Here is a 15,508-nt window from a genome sequence, read left to right on the forward strand (position 1 = left end):
TTTGTCCACTTATTCCAATGATGATGAGAACTGCAGCATTGACTTAGATCGCCAGTGCTCAGTACTGGCTATCATGTAGCTTTTATCGCTTTAGCGCCTTAACTTATTTAAGTGGCGTAACTTGCATAACTTATGCATCCTATTTAGGTGACCTCAGTTATAGTATTCCGTGTCAGGAATCTGTCCACTTATTCCAATGATGATGAGAACTGCAGCATTGACTTAGATCGCCAGTGCTCAGTACTGGCCATCATGTAGCTTTTATCGCTTTAGCGCCTTAACTTATTTAAGTGGCGTAACTTGCATAACTTATGCATCCTATTTAGGTGACCTCAGTTATAGTATTCCGTGTCAGGAATCTGTCCACTTATTCCAATGATGATGAGAACTGCAGCATTGACTTAGATCGCCAGTGCTCAGTACTGGCCATCATGTAGCTTTTATCGCTTTAGCGCCTTAACTTATTTAAGTGGCGTAACTTGCATAACTTATGCATCCTATTTAAGTGATGTAAGTTATAGTATTCCGTGTCAGGAATCTGTCTACTTATCAGCGTCCGCGGAACTGCAGGATTTCTGGCTTTGTTGTTCGCAACGAGGGCTAATTCTGGAGTTCCGTATAAGGCATAATCAATAACGACATCTCGACTGATAATCAGTGCAGTAACTTTAGCCAATCTCGCTGCAATTTCCATGTCAGGAATTTGTCCACTTATTCCAATGATGATGAGAACTGCAGCATTGACTTAGATCGCCAGTGCTCAGTACTGGCCATCATGTAGCTTTTATCGCTTTAGCGCCTTAACTTATTTAAGTGGCGTAACTTACACAACTTACGCATCCTATTTAAGTGATGTAAGTTATAGTATTCCGTGTCAGGAATCTGTCTACTTATCAGCGTCCGCGGAACTGCAGGATTTCTGGCTTTGTTGTTCGCAACGAGGGCTAATTCTGGAGTTCCGTATAAGGCATAATCAATAACGACATCTCGACTGATAATCAGTGCAGTAACTTTAGCCAATCTCGCTGCAATTTCCATGTCAGGAATTTGTCCACTTATTCCAATGATGATGAGAACTGCAGCATTGACTTAGATCGCCAGTGCTCAGTACTGGCTATCATGTAGCTTTTATCGCTTTAGCGCCTTAACTTATTTAAGTGGCGTAACTTGCATAACTTATGCATCCTATTTAGGTGACCTCAGTTATAGTATTCCGTGTCAGGAATCTGTCCACTTATTCCAATGATGATGAGAACTGCAGCAATAAATTATAAAGGCAGGATAGGTGGTTACTTAACCAGCATAAGTTATGTAACTTATGCTAATTCATATTAAAATCACATGAAAGCAATCTTAATTAAAAACTTAGTATGAAAGGGCGTGGTCTTTTGTTTAAAGTGACAATTAACTAAAGGGTTACTTCTTGTATTTAGGAGCATAACCAACTTCTAACAAATAAGAAAAATACTTTCTAACATTATCGCTATCAAGAAGATCACTTGATATCCTTTCCTGAAAGTCTTCTAGAGTCTCTCCACGATGTGCGAAATCATTACCAAATTTTGGATAGTTAGTAATATCACATAGCTTTTTAGCAAAGAATATACATTGCTTAGCTGTCAATTTATAAGTTGGCTCTAAAGGAGCACTTGTACTCGTTTTATTTTGTTCTTTTTCTTCAAACATGAAATGTAATTCTGAAATATTTCTTCCCTCCTTTTTTTGTATATAAGAAACAGTAATATCCGTAAATTTGTTAATTTGATTTAAAGCTACGGTAAGAACCCTTTTTTTAAAGTCTCCCATCTTTTTATATTCATCTTCTATCAATCCGAGTTTTGATCTAAGCTCATCTATAGAAATATATAACTTACCAGTTGATCTCCAACGTATGAGTAACTCATACAGGCGAATAGCATAAATGCTTGTAAGTGGTGAGATTTGTTTAAGTTCATATCTTGTGAACTTTTCTTCAAGTTTTACAAATAAGGGGATAATATCTGGTGCAAAAATTAGTTGGACGCATCCCTCTTCCTTAACATAACCAACTTTTGAAACCCACCTACTTTTGTATATTCCTATTTTTCCAGTTATAGGATCTACTGCTTTATAATTCAAATGCCGTTCAAAAAGATTATCACATGCAGATTGTAACGCTTCATAAGATGCTTGACGTCCTAAATTAAACTGTTTCATGTATTCAGAAGCATGAATCGTAAGTATAGTATCAGAAGTAAGTTCTTTCTCAATTTCTCGAGCAGCAATGATCGCAATTAATATTAGCCTTTGCTCAGATAGATTTAGTGAATACGATGCTTCAACCAAATTATTATCTTTATATACTATGTTACTCATAGGGAGATATATTAAGGAAAATGTTATAAATAGATATATTGACAATACTACTTAACGTCCACAAATGAAAGTATTTTTAATAAAAGAATTTGTCAACTTATGCACAGAATTTGTCAACTTAGAAACAGGAAAAAGTCAACTTATTGGTAGGAATATGTCAACTCAGAAACAGGAAAAAGTCAACTTATTGGTAGGAATTTGTCAACATATACTTCCTGTATCCCTTTGCTAGTCAAGCTTTGAGCAGAGATATAAATAATAAATTTAAATAAATATATATAAATTCAAAAAGACCATTCTTTTGTGGATAACTTTTTTTTAATTTTTTTTTCATGATAGTTGATTACTTCATAAATCACCGTTAAATTATACACAAACAAACTTACGTAACTTACATAAATTATGATTATCTTAGTTGGTGGTGAAAAAGGCGGTGCTGGTAAAAGCTGTTTAGCTCAAAATCTTGCAGTTTACTTACAACAAAGTCAAAGAGACGTCCTCTTATTAGATGCTGACCCTCAAGGAACAACAACAGATTGGGTCAAAGAAAGAGATGAAAACGATGAATTAAATAATATTCCATCAGTACAAGCATCAGGGAATATACGTTCAGTTTTAAAAGATTTAGATAAAAGATACCAAGATATTATCATTGATGCAGGTGGACAGGATTCTGAAGCATTACGTTCAGCAATGACTATAGCTACACATATGTTATTGCCGTTTAGACCCAAACGAAGAGATCTAAAAACTTTAGATCATATGGAACAAGTTTTAAAATTAGCAAAGACAGTAAATCCAAATCTGAAAGCTAGAGCAATTATTACTCAGTGTCCAACTCTTCCTTCTCAAGTTCAAAGAATTTTAGATGCAAAAGAGGCATGCAAATCATTTGGTATTGATGCATTGAATTCAATCACAACAAATCGAAATGTTTATGATGATGCAGATGAAAATGGGCTTTCGGTTTTTGAAGTAAATAGTGATCCTAAAGCGAAAGCTGAAATTGAAAGTATTGCAAGAGAGTTTTTAGGAGTATAACTATGGCTGGTTTAACTGGGCTAAACAAAAAACCTGAACCTACTGAACAAGATAAAATGTTAGATGCATTTATATCTGGTGCAGAAAAGAGGGTAAAGGCTTTAGAATCAAGTGAAAAAAAATTTATTCGTTACACTTTTTCTCTCAATGAAGATATTAGTAAACTAATTGATGAGCTGGTTGTAAAAGGGCAAAATGCAAGAATAAATCGTTCAAGTATTGTTCGAGCAGCTATAGAAAATTTATCGACATATAGTGCAGATGAATTAAAAGAAATATTAAATAAATAAATAAATTAAAAATATCCCACTTTTTTAAGGGGGATATTTTTTATCCAAGTTAAATTTACTGTAAGTCCCCGGTGAACCCTATAGATATTTTTAAATTCAGCTCAGGCTCTAGCAGTGTGGTGGTAATTTATCTATTTGAGTTATTTTATATGAAGGCGTCCTTTTCTGCACAGACACGGATCTAGGCTATTCAGCTTGGCTGACTGAATTGATGTCATGATGTTTGATGCACATTGTCAAATTCTTTATCAAGCGAAACTCTGAATCAATGCTTGTAATTGTTTCACTATGATGAGTTTGAGTCCAGTGAAATGTTGCTTGTTTCAACCGTAGAGCTTTGAATACCCAGTCCATCATGTATCAACACTTTCATACAATGACCACGCTTATTCCAAAACAAGATAACCTCAATGTTGCGATTTGACATGGTCAAAGGCTTTTAGGACATGAGAAAGAGCAGTATAAGTAACTGCTCGCATAGGCACTGTTGCAAATAGGCTGACATGATAAGCTAAATATCTTATTTATTTCGAGATACAGCAGATGAATCCCTTCCATGGTCGGCACTTTCAAGGTGAAATCATTCTTTGGGCTGTTCGTTGGTATTGTAAATATGGCATCAGCTATCGTGAACTTCAAGAAATGCTCGCTGAACGAGGTGTGAATGTTGACCACACCACAATTTATCGTTGGGTTCAGCGTTATGCTCCAGAAATGGAAAAACGCTTACGCTGGTATTGGCGTAATCCTACAGATTTACATTCATGGCATATGGATGAGACTTATATCAAAGTGAAGGGGCGATGGACTTACCTGTATCGTGCAGTTGATCAACGGGGTCATACGATTGACTTTTACCTTTCCGCTAGACGGAACAGTAAATCAGCCTATTGTTTTTTAGGAAAGATCTTCAATACGGTGAAAAAATGGCAAATTCCACGGGTCATCAATACAGATAAAGCAGCGACCTATGGCCATGCTTTATCACGGTTAAAGCGAGAAGGAAAATGTCCAGTAGATATTGAGCACAGGCAGATTAAGTATAAAAATAATGTCATTGAATGTGATCATGGTAAGTTAAAGCGGATCATCAGGGCCACATTAGGATTCAAATCTATGAAGACGGCTTATGCCACAATTAAAGGTATTGAAGTCATGCGTGCACTACGTAAAGGACAAGCATCGTCATTTTATTATGGTCAGCCTCAAGGTGAAGTGTGTCTAATCAACAGGGTTTTCGGTCTCTAAGCACTTTTAAAAAGGAACTTCATCGACTCAAATCTCTATTTGCAACAGTGCCAAATTTTTTTGCCTTTTAATCACGGTTTTTGAAATTAGCCAATAATAATCTCTACAGATGAAATAAATTTATTATAATCATCCTGATAACAAAAAGGATATACCTTGTGCGCCATTCTTATCATATTGAAAAACATTACATCGAACGTGCGGGATGGTTGCGTGCAGCTGTGCTGGGGGCAAATGACGGGATTATTTCAGTCACAAGTCTCGTGGTGGGAATCGCAGCCAGTGGAGCATCTACCCATACTGTACTGGTGACCTGTATCGCCGGATTAATATCTGGAGCTGCATCGATGGCTGCAGGTGAATACATCTCCGTTAAATCGCAACAAGACATTGAAAAGAATGATCTGCAGATGGAAGAACGTGAACTGCAACGCCATCCTGAACATGAATTAAATGAGCTAAAAAATATTTACATACAGCGTGGATTACAACCCGCTTTAGCGCAAGAAGTCGCGCAACAACTGACTGCACACAATGCTTTAGATGCACATGCGCGTGATGAAATTGGTATTTCAGATCATACTTCTGCCCAGCCGTTTCGTGCTGCCTTCTCTTCAGCCATTGCATTTACTGTAGGCTCATTATTTCCTTTAATTTCAATTATGCTTCTGCCTGAGCGATACTTAGAGAAAGGCGTCATGCTGATTGGGGTATTAAGTCTCGGAATTATGGGTGCCTTGGCCAGTTATGCGGGCGGCGCCAGTATTTGGAGAGGTTCGATTCGGGTAATGATTTGGGGTATTATTGCCATGTTATTCAGTGCTTGGATTGGATCATTATTTAATGTTGCGGTGGCATAAGATCCTTTTTTGTATAATCCAAATATTCCCACTCCATGAGGAGTATAGATAATAAGTCTATAGAAATACCTGACCTATCTGACATGCTTTATATCAATAAAGCATGTTGTTCTAGGTGAACAATATGCCTATTTTCTATAGTTATAGATCTAAATCATTTCATTTTTTTAAAAAGCATACTTTTTAATACATTATCTTTGAAAATAAAATGGTGGATTAATGCAGCACAAGCATGTAAACCTACGACTGTAATAAAGAAGTTACCTAAAAATTGATGCATCTGACCAATATATTTAACCTCTCTAACACTGCTCAAAAGTGGCAAATTTAAAGAGAATACTTGGAAGTTATCAGTGAAACTCGATAATGCAAGCCAGCCCGCTATTGGAACGACACATAAACTTACGTAAAGCGTAAATCTGACAATTTTAAATAATTTTATTTGATACGGATTAATGATCTCATTTTGAGGAATACTTCTTTTATAGAGAAAAACAACACTCAACCGCACGAAAAATAGAATAAATATTGAAATTCCACCTATAACATGAATCTGGCCCTGCAAACCTGTTCTTGTTGGATCTCCACTCGTCAAATATACAATTACAACTAAAACAAAGGTAATCCAGTGCATTATTATCATAGGTTTAGGATAATTATTGTTCATATTTTTTTCCTGAATTTTAAATATTGATGTGTGTTGATAAAAACGGAGGCTTTCGCTTGGGAGGATTCTAGACAGCCAACCTGTAAAAGTCCTCTGCCATTTGATTTGGTGTCTTAAAATCCAATCCTTTTTGGATTCTTTGCTGATTATAAAATAGCTCTATGTATTTTGTAATATCTGCTTTCGCTTTTTCCCTCGTTTCATAAGTACGATGGTGTATAAGTTCATTCTTTAATATGCCCCAGAAGCTTTCAATTGGTGCATTATCAAAGCAGTCTCCACGCTTACTCATTGAACCTTGAAAATCATATTTTTCAATCATATTTCGATATACATGACTGCAATATTGACTGCCTCTGTCTGAGTGAACAATTAAGCCTTGTGGCGGTTTTTGATTCCGAATAGCCATTTTAAGAGCATCACAGACCAACTGTGCTGTCATACGTTCATTTAGACTATAGCCAACAACCTGCTTTGTATAAAGATCCTTTGAAGCAGCCAGATATAGCCATCCTTCGTTTGTCCAAATGTAGGTAATGTCACTTACCCACGCGTGGTTTGGAGTGCTCACGTTAAATTTTTGCTCTAATAAGTTTTTGTAGACGGGACGGTTGTGATCACTGTTTGTTGTTCTTTTAAAGCGCTTATGGCGCTTGCAAAAGAGTTTATTGACCTTCTTTATTGTACGTACTGCATATTGGCTAATTTGAACACCTTGAGCGTGTAAATGCTTACTCAGGCGAATATAGCCATAGCTTTCATTGGTCTCCTGATGTGCTATTTTCACCATGATAGTCTGCTGATTTCTTCGAATTTGTTTTTGGCTTAAGCCACTTTTCAACCACTCATAAAATCTTGATACTGAAACTTTTAACAGCTTCGCCATTATGGTGATTGGGTATGTATCTTTATACTGTTTCATGCAGGCGTACCTCACTGACTTTCTTTGGCAAAGTACGCTACTGCTTTTTTTAAGAATTCTCTTTGACAATAGTTCTTTTCTTAAGACACTATCAATTAATAAGTTTCATGATCTAAAAGTTATTATATTACATGTATCTATTATAGTTATAGTCATCTTGTTTTTAGAAGATATTGTTGTTTTTGGTGGAACTTTAGCCAACTTATATGCTGGTATTTCTTCTAGCCTAGTCATATTAGCAATAATTTTTACTTGTAAGCTATTAGATAATGATCATCACAAAGACGATGAATAACTTAAATCGCAAGGACTCATTTATAATTACTCTTTTATTTGAGCATTTAATTGAAGTTAAGATTAGAGGGCACTGTTGCAAATAGAGATTTGAGTCGATGATGTTCCCTTTAAAAAGGGCACTGTTGCAAATAACCACGAATGGTAAGCTGAAGACTGTTTTAGCTAAAGGTGCAGCATATGAATCCTTTCCATGGTCGGCATTTTCAGGGCGAAATCATTCTTTGGGCTGTGCGCTGGTATTGTAAATATGGCATTAGCTATCGTGAACTGCAGGAAATGCTGGCCGAACGGGGTGTGAATGTTGATCACACGACTATTTACCGTTGGGTTCAACGTTATGCTCCTGAAATAGAAAAACGTTTACGCTGGTATTGGCGTAATCCTACAGATCTGAGCTCGTGGCATATTGATGAAACCTATGTAAAAGTGAATGGACGATGGTCTTATCTGTATCGTGCAGTCGATCAACGTGGCGATACCATTGATTTTTATCTTTCTTCTAGACGTAATACCAAATCAGCATATTGTTTTCTTGGAAAAATTTTAAATAATGTGAAGAAGTGGCAAATTCCACAAGTGATCAACACGGATAAAGCACCCACATATGGACGTGCTTTATCACGGTTAAAACGGGAAGGTAAATGTCCACCAGACCTTGAGCACAGGCAGATTAAGTATAAAAATAACGTGATTGAATGTGATCATGGCAAGCTAAAGCGGATCATCAGGGCCACATTAGGATTCAAATCTATGAAGACGGCTTATGCCACAATTAAAGGTATTGAAGTCATGCGTGCACTACGTAAAGGACAAGCATCGTCATTTTATTATGGTCAGCCTCAGGGTGAAGTGTGTCTAATCAACAGGGTTTTCGGTCTCTAAGTACTTTTTAAAGGGAACATCATCGACTCAAATCTCTATTTGCAACAGTGCCACTTCACAGTAGGTCTTGAATACAACTTCTAAGTTCGACATTGAAATACAAGCTGAATTTTAGCCAATTTCACTAGAACTGACTTGAAAAATAATGAGATAAAACCTAGCCTGAGTATATTCGGTTGGGTTTTTCTTATGTGTATTTTTTAGCGAATTGCAAAGAAATTAAATTGGTCAGATCATCGTTATCTTATTGTTATCATATGGACTGGTATTTATATAAAATCAGGCATTTAGTTGAAAATATGTTTTGTAGATTAAAACAATTTAGAGGGATAGCTACTCGATATGACAAGCTCAAAAGAAATTATCAAAGTGCTGTTGCCTTAGCCTGTATATTTTTATGGCTACCTTTATAGGTTTAATTATGAACAGTAAATGTCAACAGACCCTAATTGAATCTGAAAAAGATTATCCTTCTACTTGGGCAGCAATCACAGCTATTGATCCTAAAATCGGTTGTACTCCTGAAACATTGCGTGTTTGGTATCAAAAATATTTAGATCAACAAAATCCTGTCAAAATACAACAGATATCTGATCAAGAAAAAATGAAGGGTAATCCCCCCTAAAATACTAGCTCTTTAAAAGAGGCAGTATTATGCTTTTACAACATGGTGTTTAACTTGAGAAACTGAATTTAAAACAATCTACTGTAACTCTTCCAGACAGATATGAAATTAATCCACCCCTAGCCCCTTAAACACAGCATCTACCGGATCTGCATAAAAGCTGGTCTGGAACTTGGTAAACAGTTCCACAGGAATCGTTGGGATATCTGCCGCACTACTCATTGGCAAAGCAACCTTCTTGGCACCCGCATCAAAAGCAACTTGCAGACATTCGGCAATACTTTCCACCGGTGTCACTGAACCACCCAAGCTCATATCACCCAGTACCACCATCTGACTTTGAACCGATCGTCCTAAGAGGCCAGAAGCGAAAGCCACTAAACTTGGCAGAGCAAGATGGCTGAGCGGGCCGGTATTCTGTAATTCCACCACATGTAAATGGAAATCATGTTCCAGCACCTTACTCCCCCCCGAGATCCGGGATGCATTGGCCTTGAAGTAATCAAAAGCAATCTTGACCTGCTCTTTGGCACTACTTGAATTCCATAAGCCAGATGTCGCCAATTTTCCTGAACCTTTAGTGACTTGAAGTTCTAAGCGGTATAAGCCTGGCATGCCCTTATTACTGAGGCCAATGGTATACAGGAAGCCTGGTTTAGCAGGACCTTCGGGAATAAGTCCACCTCCACCCTGCTCTTTGACTGAGACAAAATGTTCTTCTCCAGAAAATCTGACCAGATATAACTGTCCAGGTATTGAGCCTGAGAGATATAGGCCTCTCTCATCACCGTTTCCATAAACTCAATCAGTAAAAGGTTCCGTTCTAAAGCCCCACAAAAAGCCACCTGGGTCGCCAGCTCATCATCGCCATCACGCAAAGCTTTCCAGAAATCAGGTTCTAAACGCTCCAGGCGCTTGCGAATAGCGGTGGCATTGCGTTGCGCCGAAGCCGCAGTTCTTTTTTGCAGAATATTGTCAATCTGAATGGCCTGATGCCATTGTTCTGGAGTCGCTTCTCGTAATAACAGATCCGCGATCAGCCGGCTTTCACGCACCATCAGGGAGCCACCAATCAGGTCACTGTCATAATGAAATTGTTCTAACATGGCCAATCTCCTATGAGGCCTGATCAAACAGGTAAGACGACAGCTTTTCGATATCTGAGCGTTGTAGTACCAAGGGATATTTCAAGGCATCATCCGCCTCAGCCAGCGTGATCGCGGCCTGATAGCGCTGCAAGGTATAGTGAGCCAGGGCTTTTTTCACCGGAATCTGTAATCTGCCATCAGGCATGCCGAAGTCTTTTTCGACCAGCGCTTTTTGAGCTTCATTCAATTTTGGATTCGGGATCAGCGTCAGTACAATTTCTTCATGCCATTGCTGATCCTGAGCAGGGTCTACTGACTCAATCGCCACCACAACAGGTGTGCGATCAATTCTGGAGAGTAAAAAGTCCTTAAACTGCTTGCTCTGATGGCAATAGGCACGGACATGCCAGCGAAAACCGGTATACACCAGGGTATGTGGGGAAATCATGCGTTCATGCCACTGCGGATTCTGCATGGAGGCATAAATAATTTTGAGACAGCTTTGTGTTCGACAGGCACGCAACACTTCCCTGATGACTTCAGGACGCACACTGCGATCAGGTAATTGAACTGCTGCAAGATTCGGTTCTGGCATCGCAATCAGGGCATGCGATTCACTGACCAAGCCCGAGAGCATATTGAGATATTCATTGATATGCGCTGTAGTCAGTACAGGCTGGAAGCTGGCTTTAGGCACATAACCCTTGACTGAGGGATCATGAATCAAGGCATCGGGGTTATACAGCGTATTATAGCGCTTGATATCCGCAGAAGCCTGTTGTCGACTCAGTCCAAACCAGCTCATCAAACGATTGGTAACCAAACGACCTTCCCAATATGCAAGGAGCTCGATCGCCCGCATCCTAAGAAGCACCTCATGCTTATCTGTCGTCATATACCAATCAGTCAATAAATAGCAGTTTTAAGATTACCCTACAGCAAATATACAGTAAAGATTTTTGACGGTATTTAAAGGTAGTATTGCAATCATCAGATAAAAAATATACTAGTATCCTGATGATAGCCGTCAAAGTACGATCTCTAGCAGATCATGGATCCTGGTATAGCGCGTGAATTGAGCTAAGTTTTAGAATGAGAGCAATATGGGTTTTAGATTTCGTAAAAGTATTAAATTATTCCCGGGTTTTAAAATTAATCTGACCCATAAAGGCATCAGCAGTGCCAGCATTGGCAAACCTGGTGCTTCTCTAAATATTGGGAAAAAAGGTACGCGAACCAGTGTCGGCATTCCAGGTACGGGACTATCTTACTCTAAACACCAACCTTACTCTAAAAAGACCCGTGTTCCACAACCGACATCGCTAGAACACACGGAATATAATCCTCAGAATTTAGAACAACCGAAGACAAAGATCTGGCCTTGGATTATTTTTGGAATATTGTGTTTTATGGTGGGTGCCGTCATTTTTTAGCAAGAACCGCATTGTATTTTAATCAAAAAAAATGCCCAGATGGATGAATGGGCAAACTAAGGAATTAATATCCTTCAGAAACTCCAGCGCAATTCTCGCTACTTTCAGTAAGCGACTCTGGCTCAATCATGAGGGTCTGACTCAATCGAATCGAGGTAAATCGATCCATCACAATTGGAGCAGAAATTATGCTTGAATACATTCTTGGATGATGCTGAAAAGTCTTTGAGTTTTAATCAATAAATAAGAGTATTCATGTCTACCCTCAACTTTACTTATTTTCAGATAGCAACCAATCGAGAGCACTCATTTTTACAATACCATTATAATTTGCTTCAGCCCCTATCGTGTCTAAGGTAAGTAAATATTTGGGATACGAATCAGAAATTTTCTGTAATGGACGTAACTCTCGGCTGAGTGTCTCCTCATTGAGCGTTTCTAATGCCACCTGATAATAAGTTAAATTCTGTAAAGTATCGACAGCAACAAAATCAATTTCATATTCATCAACCCGCCCTACATAGACCGTATAACCTCGTCTGACAAGCTCAAGATAAATCACATTTTCTAAGATATGACCTTGATCAGCATTAGCATCAGGCAACATAATCCGGCGCAATCCGACATCAACTAAATAGTATTTTTCAGAGGATTGTAATAACTCACGCCCGCGTACTTTAAATTGTGCGGCACTATAAAATAACAAACTGTCCTGTAAGCCCTGAATATAGCGTTTTACTGTTTCAAATGAGATTTTAACCCCGCTTGAAACAAAGGTATTTTTAATTTTATTGATGGAAATGGGTGAGCCTGTCACGCTTGCCAAATATCTTGCGACACGCTCGAGAGAGTTAATATCAGCAGTATTCAAACGAGGAATAACATCTTTAAACATTACACTGGCATAGACCGCTTGCAAGTAATCATAGGTTTCCTGCTGACTAGTCATGGCAAGCGTATAGGGGAAACTACTGTGCGTGTACATGGCATACAAATCACGATTGGATAATTGTTGGATGATCGGATTATTTTCAATATGCCACTGTTTAAACTCTTGGAATGACAAGGGTAAAACATGTTGCTCGATATAGCGTCCTGTGAGTAACGTCGCAAGTTCTCCACTTAGAAAGAATGCATTTGAACCTGTAATATATAAATCGATATAATCCCGAACATATAAAGAGTCGACTACTTTCTCAAAATTTGTAACATGTTGTATTTCATCTAAAAAAACATAGTTTTTTTTACTTTTATCAACTTTGGACAATACATAATCATGTAGTTTACGGTAATCGGTGAGTTCTTCAAATTCCATAAATTCGAAGTTGATGGCAATGATGTTTTCGGCTTGTACACCCTGTGCTTTTAGGTCTTGTTGAAACATCGCCAATAAGGTGGATTTTCCAGAGCGACGCACACCTGAAAGTACTTTAATGACATCACGGTCTTGCCATGTATTCAGAAATTTTAAGTAGCCATCACGTCGAATATTAGCGCTTCTCATTATTTACACTTAGAATCTAAAGTTTTAATAAATTCTATCAAATTTTAGAATGTATATGTAAATATATTTAGTTTTAAGAAAAGTTTAAAGGTTAAGTGAAACATTCAAAGCTACTGTAGAAGCATGTAAACATGCAGATCTGATCAAAATCCAAATTCTGTCTTTTTGATTATTTTCCATGTCATGTTATTTCATTGATGCTACGAGTTAACTGCTATATAAATTAAGTGAAAAGTAAATGGAACTAAGATGTTAACTAGAGTGGAACTCATTTTTGTTGTGCTGATGGTCTCAGCCTTAATCCTAATTGCTTATGAAATGCTAAAAGGTTTATTTTAGAGCATCTATACAATTTTTGATCAAAAAAAAAGCCCACAGAGGGAATCTATGGGCGAAACTAAGGACCTTGACGGTCATTCAGAAACTACAGCTAGTTTCTGGTTGTGATTCTGGACTGAATTAAAAATAACCACATTGGCTGAATGTATCAAAAGTTAAATCATGTGATTAATCATTGATACATCTGCAAAAATGAGCTCATCGCTCTGTTGATTAATACAGTAATTCACCAAACAAATCCGCTCTAATCTCTTCCAGACTCAGATCTGATTTCATTCTATTACAGATGGGATGAACCAGCAGACCATTCTCTAGAACACCTTGCCCACCTACGGCTTTGGCAATCCGATGATCCGATTCAGTAGAATCAAGATAGATCAATCCATCACAAATGAGGCAAAAGTTATGATTACCCACCAGAAAATTGTGCTTAAGCAGACTCTTGGTTAATGCCGAAAAGGGGTCGTCTCAGGAAACGGAAAATATAGCACGCTAAGGATTTTCACTCCGACTTCTTTTAACGATATCCAACACGGTATTTTTGCTTAGATTGACCAGCCGACCGACTTGTCGATAAGAGTGTCCAGCAGACACCAACTCCAACACTTTAGGTGCCAGACGATCTGACTTGGTACGTTGACCAGGACGACGACCAAACACAACGCCACGCGCTTGTGCCGCTGCTACACCAGAGCGCACACGTTCACGTAGTAAATCTCCCTCAAACTCTGCTAATGCAGACATCACAGAAGCCATGAGCTTTCCCTGAGATGTGGAAAGGTCAAACTGCAAACCTGTTTGTGCCACCAGAGATACCCCGAAATGCCCAAGATTGTTGACGCTCACTTAATATTGACCAGCGATGCTCGTTGAATATTGACCAGGCATTTAAGCAATGTAGCGTACTACACTGCTGTGGATAAATCGATCAATTGCTGTTGCTTTTTCTTCACTGATCGACGGTTAAAATAACTCTCCTTTCTCTGCTTCTCGTTTCTTTATACGCTGCTTGGCTTCCTCCGTGCTTTGCTTAAAACGATAGGATTCATTACCCGTTTCGATGATATGGCAATGATGAGTCAGTCGATCCAGCAGTGCAGTCGTCAACTTAGCATCACCAAATACATTGCTCCATTCCGAGAAGCTCAAGTTCGTCGTAATGATAGGGGTCGTCTCAGGAAACGGAAAATATAGCACGCTAAGGTTTTTCAATTGCGCGCAATGGCCTAAATTTTCCACCACCTATCTTGGCTTTGCTTCGCCATAGATAATCCCCAGTTAAATTGATGTGCTCCCACCCCAGCGGTGACAGATATTGCAGCAAGGTATCATCGACTGTGCGACCATGCCCTCGTAGGGCGTTAGTCGCTCTCTCTAAATAAACCGTGTTCCACAATACAATGGCGGCGGTCACTAGATTCAAGCCACTGGCTCGATAACGCTGTTGCTCAAAGCTTCGATCTCGAATCTCACCCAATCGATAAAAGAAAACGGCGCGCGCTAATGCATTACGGGCTTCACCTTTATTTAATCCAGCTTGAACCCGACGGCGTAGTTCTACGCTTTGCAACCAATCCAAGATAAACAGTGTGCGCTCAATACGCCCCAGCTCTCGTAATGCCAATGCCAAACCATTCTGTCGTGGATAACTACCGAGTTTACGTAGCATTAGCGACGCTGTGACAGTCCCTTGCTTGATTGATGCGGCCAGACGCAAAATATCGTCCCAATGAGTACGAATCTGTTTGATATTCAGTGTGCCGCCAATCATGGGTTTAAGTGCGGCATAGTCTATGTCTGACTTTGGAATATAGAGTTTCGTATCGCCCAGATCACGAATTCGTGGTGCAAATCGAAACCCTAGCATGTGCATGAGTGCAAAAACATGGTCGGTGAATCCAGCCGTATCGGTGTAGTGTTCCTCGATGCGTAAATCAGACTCGTGATACAGCAGCCC

Annotated in this window: 14 protein-coding genes and 6 pseudogenes; 9 read left to right on the plus strand and 11 right to left on the minus strand. The window is 38.7% G+C overall.

All coding sequences use genetic code 11. The features are described 5' to 3' along the window. Nucleotides 1–1,416: 1,416 nt before the first annotated feature. Nucleotides 1,417–2,355: a replication initiation protein RepM gene (repM, locus tag J678_RS22265; protein ID WP_002046604.1), complete on the minus strand. Its 939-nt coding sequence runs from the start codon at nucleotides 2,353–2,355 to the stop codon at nucleotides 1,417–1,419. 402 nt (nucleotides 2,356–2,757) lie between these two features. Here repM and J678_RS22270 point away from each other — a divergent pair, with 402 nt between their 5' ends. From J678_RS22270 to J678_RS22285, 4 genes are all read left to right on the plus strand, one after another. Beyond that, on the plus strand, nucleotides 2,758–3,396 hold the full coding sequence (locus J678_RS22270; RefSeq protein WP_000585007.1) for an AAA family ATPase: 639 nt from the start codon (nucleotides 2,758–2,760) through the stop codon (nucleotides 3,394–3,396). Between the two features lie 2 nt (nucleotides 3,397–3,398). Then, on the plus strand, nucleotides 3,399–3,686 hold the full coding sequence (locus J678_RS22275; protein ID WP_000908082.1) for a hypothetical protein: 288 nt from the start codon (nucleotides 3,399–3,401) through the stop codon (nucleotides 3,684–3,686). A gap of 543 nt (nucleotides 3,687–4,229) precedes the next feature. Further along, nucleotides 4,230–4,934 carry an IS6-like element IS1008 family transposase gene (locus J678_RS22280; RefSeq protein WP_001067790.1) on the plus strand — a complete coding sequence of 235 codons (705 nt, stop codon included), beginning with the start codon at nucleotides 4,230–4,232 and terminating at the stop codon, nucleotides 4,932–4,934. 158 nt (nucleotides 4,935–5,092) lie between these two features. Beyond that, the gene (locus J678_RS22285) at nucleotides 5,093–5,794 is read left to right on the plus strand and encodes a VIT1/CCC1 transporter family protein (RefSeq protein WP_004761016.1); all 702 of its coding nucleotides are present in this window, start codon (nucleotides 5,093–5,095) and stop codon (nucleotides 5,792–5,794) included. A 154-nt stretch (nucleotides 5,795–5,948) separates the two neighbouring features. On the opposite strand, the gene J678_RS22290 is transcribed toward J678_RS22285, so the two are convergent. Together J678_RS22290 and J678_RS22295 are read right to left on the minus strand one after the other, a co-directional pair. Further along, on the minus strand, nucleotides 5,949–6,461 hold the full coding sequence (locus tag J678_RS22290) for a cytochrome b (RefSeq protein WP_004761014.1): 513 nt from the start codon (nucleotides 6,459–6,461) through the stop codon (nucleotides 5,949–5,951). Between the two features lie 67 nt (nucleotides 6,462–6,528). Next, a pseudogene (locus tag J678_RS22295) lies at nucleotides 6,529–7,440 on the minus strand (IS3 family transposase); the annotation flags it as partial. Nucleotides 7,441–7,444: 4 nt separating this feature from the next. Between J678_RS22295 and J678_RS24000 the strand changes: the two are divergent. The 4 genes and pseudogenes from J678_RS24000 to J678_RS22305 all read left to right on the plus strand — a co-directional run. Further along, nucleotides 7,445–7,678: pseudogene (locus J678_RS24000) on the plus strand (hypothetical protein); the annotation flags it as partial. A 179-nt stretch (nucleotides 7,679–7,857) separates the two neighbouring features. Then, a complete protein-coding gene (locus tag J678_RS22300) occupies nucleotides 7,858–8,562 on the plus strand; it encodes an IS6-like element IS1006 family transposase (RefSeq protein WP_001067784.1) in 705 nt (234 codons plus the stop codon). A 254-nt stretch (nucleotides 8,563–8,816) separates the two neighbouring features. Beyond that, nucleotides 8,817–8,975: pseudogene (locus J678_RS23465) on the plus strand (IS5/IS1182 family transposase); the annotation flags it as partial. Next, nucleotides 8,960–9,172 (plus strand): annotated as a pseudogene (locus J678_RS22305) (hypothetical protein); the annotation flags it as partial. The pseudogenes J678_RS23465 and J678_RS22305, both read left to right, overlap by 16 nt. A 123-nt stretch (nucleotides 9,173–9,295) precedes the next feature. Here J678_RS22305 and J678_RS22310 read toward each other — a convergent pair. The 3 genes from J678_RS22310 to J678_RS22320 are packed head-to-tail and all read right to left on the minus strand — an operon-like array spanning nucleotide 9,296 to nucleotide 11,170. Further along, nucleotides 9,296–9,802 carry a S16 family serine protease gene (locus J678_RS22310; protein ID WP_009386988.1) on the minus strand — a complete coding sequence of 169 codons (507 nt, stop codon included), beginning with the start codon at nucleotides 9,800–9,802 and terminating at the stop codon, nucleotides 9,296–9,298. Continuing rightward, on the minus strand, nucleotides 9,781–10,293 hold the full coding sequence (locus tag J678_RS22315) for a BrxA family protein (protein ID WP_009387007.1): 513 nt from the start codon (nucleotides 10,291–10,293) through the stop codon (nucleotides 9,781–9,783). The genes J678_RS22310 and J678_RS22315 overlap by 22 nt, the downstream gene beginning before the upstream one ends. 10 nt (nucleotides 10,294–10,303) lie before the next feature. Next, on the minus strand, nucleotides 10,304–11,170 hold the full coding sequence (locus J678_RS22320) for a WYL domain-containing protein (RefSeq protein ID WP_031956490.1): 867 nt from the start codon (nucleotides 11,168–11,170) through the stop codon (nucleotides 10,304–10,306). Nucleotides 11,171–11,378: 208 nt separating this feature from the next. Between J678_RS22320 and J678_RS22325 the strand changes: the two genes are divergently transcribed. Then, nucleotides 11,379–11,708 carry a DUF4236 domain-containing protein gene (locus J678_RS22325; RefSeq protein ID WP_000506885.1) on the plus strand — a complete coding sequence of 110 codons (330 nt, stop codon included), beginning with the start codon at nucleotides 11,379–11,381 and terminating at the stop codon, nucleotides 11,706–11,708. 271 nt (nucleotides 11,709–11,979) lie between these two features. On the opposite strand, the gene J678_RS22330 is transcribed toward J678_RS22325, so the two are convergent. From J678_RS22330 to J678_RS22340, 5 genes and pseudogenes are all read right to left on the minus strand, one after another. Next, nucleotides 11,980–13,212 (minus strand): ATP-binding protein, encoded by a 1,233-nt coding sequence (locus tag J678_RS22330; RefSeq protein WP_009513514.1) that lies wholly within the window; start codon nucleotides 13,210–13,212, stop codon nucleotides 11,980–11,982. Between the two features lie 552 nt (nucleotides 13,213–13,764). Continuing rightward, nucleotides 13,765–14,010: pseudogene (locus J678_RS23470) on the minus strand (HNH endonuclease signature motif containing protein); the annotation flags it as partial. Nucleotides 14,011–14,043: 33 nt separating this feature from the next. Next, nucleotides 14,044–14,397 carry a recombinase family protein gene (locus J678_RS22335; protein ID WP_009516421.1) on the minus strand — a complete coding sequence of 118 codons (354 nt, stop codon included), beginning with the start codon at nucleotides 14,395–14,397 and terminating at the stop codon, nucleotides 14,044–14,046. 117 nt (nucleotides 14,398–14,514) lie between these two features. Continuing rightward, nucleotides 14,515–14,733, minus strand: a pseudogene (locus J678_RS0104715) (ATP-binding protein); the annotation flags it as partial. Between the two features lie 16 nt (nucleotides 14,734–14,749). After that, nucleotides 14,750–15,508: Tn3 family transposase (locus J678_RS22340; RefSeq protein WP_032027546.1), on the minus strand; the 759-nt coding region annotated here is incomplete at its 5' end.

Source organism: Acinetobacter sp. 1424608 (genome assembly GCF_000588255.1).
GTDB classification, from domain to species: domain Bacteria; phylum Pseudomonadota; class Gammaproteobacteria; order Pseudomonadales; family Moraxellaceae; genus Acinetobacter; species Acinetobacter nosocomialis.